A 2,704-nucleotide genomic window follows, 5' to 3' on the forward strand; every position below is an offset into this window, starting at 1 on the left:
AATTTTTTTTGGAGGTACTCCAAAATATTGGGTTGATGGGCATGTGGTTCTACTTCTATCACTGAAAGTAAACTAATATTCAAAAGTTTACTTTCATTTTTCTTGAAAATATTTTTTGAAGGGTATGAGATATATTTTGACAAAAAAACTGAAAATTAAAATATTTAAATGTATAATAAAGTACAGAAGATATTGAAGAAATAAATAGAGAAGAGGGAATATCGTATGACTAGTTTAAAAAATGTTCTTGAGCTGGATTTTGCATATCTTGAAACCTTTACTAGCCGAATAGAGAAATCATGGGGTTCTATATTTTGTAATGAAAGTAACCCATATTATTATGATGCAAATCATGCACATGTAAGTGTAGTAAGTTTAAATCCACAAATGATAGTAGATGAAGTAGTCCATTTCTATAAGACTAAAAATATAGTACCTAGATTATATATATACAACTTAGATATGCAAGAAAAACTGATTTCTGAATTACAAATAAAGAATTTTGGATTTGAAGAATTAATAAGTCCAGTCCAATTATGGAATAAGAAATTAACTAAAAAAGATAAAAATGAAAAAATTACTATTGAAAAGGTATCTGAATTAAATTTTGAAGAAGCTTTAGATATTGAATGTAGTATAAAAGAGTTAGGAGGCGAAGTTAGAAAAAAAGCTTTTCAAGATGAATTCCAACATCCAGCATTCACTCACTATCTACTTAGATACAATGGAGTAGCATGTTCCATCGCTTGTATTTTTGAACATGAAAAACAGGCCCGGATGGAAAGTGTAGCTACAATTGAAAATTTTAGAGGTAAAGGGTTAATAGGTGAACTTATCCACTTTATTCAAAGTGAAGTAATGAATAGAGGACTAGATAATCTTTGGGTGATCCCAATTAACGAAACAGTAGAAAAAGTGTATGAAAAGTATGGATTTGAAACAGTAGAAAAAATTAAAACGGGACATGCATTTTTAGAAGGAAAAAGTATTAAAGAAATTCACGAGGGATAGAAAAAATGAGCTAAATTCTCAAACTAACTAATTGTAGAGAAAGAGAATTTTTATAATCTTAGCTTGATAGCGATGTGGCGATATCCCTTTTAAAAGTTCATGAACGAATGGAAGTACTCCACCTACAAATTTTAAAACTGCCACTGTGATTCCCATAATATTCCCCCCTCTTTCTTGGTGTTTAGATGTGGTACATCTTTATGCTTTCATTATAGTAAGCGTTCGCAATAATATTTACAAATAACGATATGCAAAATTGCATATATATATGTATTATCGAATGAAAGATCTATGAAGCCAATGAACATGCAGGTTTCCCTTTTGGTTTATTAGTTTCATCAGAAAAGAATTCAGACCTCTGAAAGACTTTTGTAATATTTATGAAAGAGAAATGAAAGATTTACTAGATAGGATAAGACTGTTCTACTAGTAGATGATGCACGCAGATGGTAAAAACATTAGTAAAAATAAGGAGAAGTTCAGGTATGTTTATGAAAAGAAAACTGTCTATATTTACATTTTTAGCACTAATATTTAGTTTGATAGTTACTGTTTTTCCTACAAGTTCTGCTTATGCAGCTGAGGACAACCGTATACTTGATATTTATGGGGATCCAGTCCAGACATCTAAAGATTATATAATGGTACGTAAAATTTTGGATGGCAAACCTCGGCGTGATGCTTATGCAGGTATAGGTCAGAAGAGACTTGGAGTAACTTATGAGAAGTTTGCGGGTTGGCATTATGTAATGCAGTATAAAGATAAATCTTATTATGGTACTGCTGAGACTCATAAGGATACAAAAGGTAATGAGTACTATGGTACACCTATCAATTTTGAAACTCCAGATGGGGTAGAAAGTGATGGATATTTAAGACATAATACGCCAGTTACCATGTCAATGTGGATTGGAGGGCCAAATGCTGAGGCAGGAGGAATTAAAAAATATGTCAATGCAGGGAATCGTGGCTGGATTTATTTTAGCGACCAATCAAAAAGTACGTTAACAGTTTGGGAACAAAATGCAAAAGAAATCAATTTAATAACAGGTAAAACTGATTATCTTAGAGATAAAATGGGAAGACCTTGTGATTGGTACAGTGCAGATCCACAAAATTCTGAGTATGGAGTTACAACGTATTTCGAGCTAGAAACTTCAGATCAACCATTTTCAAATCAAGATAAACTATGGGGAAGTTCTGCGCCGCCATATCAATCTGGTTATGAATTAGTACCTTTACCATAGAGCATCTATTACATTTAGATTTATATAACTGTACTTATTAATATGCAATGTGTCTTTCAGTAAGGTAAGAGAAGATCCTATGAAAGAAATTTAAATTATATATCAAATGGAGGAATATTTATGAAAAGAAAAATTTTAGCTATAGCTTCTGTAATTGCTTTAACAGCTCCTATTCAAAGTGTGGCGTTTGCGCATGAATCTGATTCGCCTATTGCTTTAAGATGGTCAGCGGAATCTGTACATAATGAAGGAGTAAGTTCTCATTTATGGATTGTAAACAGAGCAATTGATATTATGTCCCAAAATACGACTGTGGTAAAGCAAAATGAGACAGCCCTATTAAATGATTGGCGTACTAATTTGGAGGAAGGTATTTATTCTGCAGATTATAAAAACCCATACTATGATAATTCCACATTCGCTTCACACTTCTATGATCCTGATTC

The 2,704-nt window shown here is 32.0% G+C and carries 4 protein-coding genes; 3 read left to right on the forward strand and 1 reads right to left on the reverse strand.

The window, feature by feature from the left end; translation table 11 throughout:
* The first annotated feature begins 225 nt into the window (after positions 1 to 225).
* On the forward strand, positions 226 to 1,011 hold the full coding sequence (locus CQ058_RS31135) for a GNAT family N-acetyltransferase (protein ID WP_105590262.1): 786 nt from the start codon (positions 226 to 228) through the stop codon (positions 1,009 to 1,011).
* Positions 1,012 to 1,038: 27 nt separating this feature from the next.
* Here CQ058_RS31135 and CQ058_RS32650 read toward each other — a convergent pair whose 3' ends face one another.
* A complete protein-coding gene (locus CQ058_RS32650; protein ID WP_002192071.1) occupies positions 1,039 to 1,167 on the reverse strand; it encodes a hypothetical protein in 129 nt (42 codons plus the stop codon).
* A 329-nt stretch (positions 1,168 to 1,496) separates the two neighbouring features.
* Between CQ058_RS32650 and CQ058_RS31140 the strand changes: the two genes are divergently transcribed.
* Positions 1,497 to 2,258, forward strand: coding sequence for a hypothetical protein (locus CQ058_RS31140; protein WP_105590263.1), 762 nt, complete (start codon positions 1,497 to 1,499; stop codon positions 2,256 to 2,258).
* Between the two features lie 120 nt (positions 2,259 to 2,378).
* Positions 2,379 to 2,704: phospholipase C/P1 nuclease family protein (locus CQ058_RS31145; protein WP_483861164.1), on the forward strand; the 326-nt coding region annotated here is incomplete at its 3' end.

The sequence above is a fragment of the Bacillus sp. MYb56 genome (assembly GCF_002976445.1).
Lineage (GTDB): Bacteria > Bacillota > Bacilli > Bacillales > Bacillaceae_G > Bacillus_A > Bacillus_A mycoides.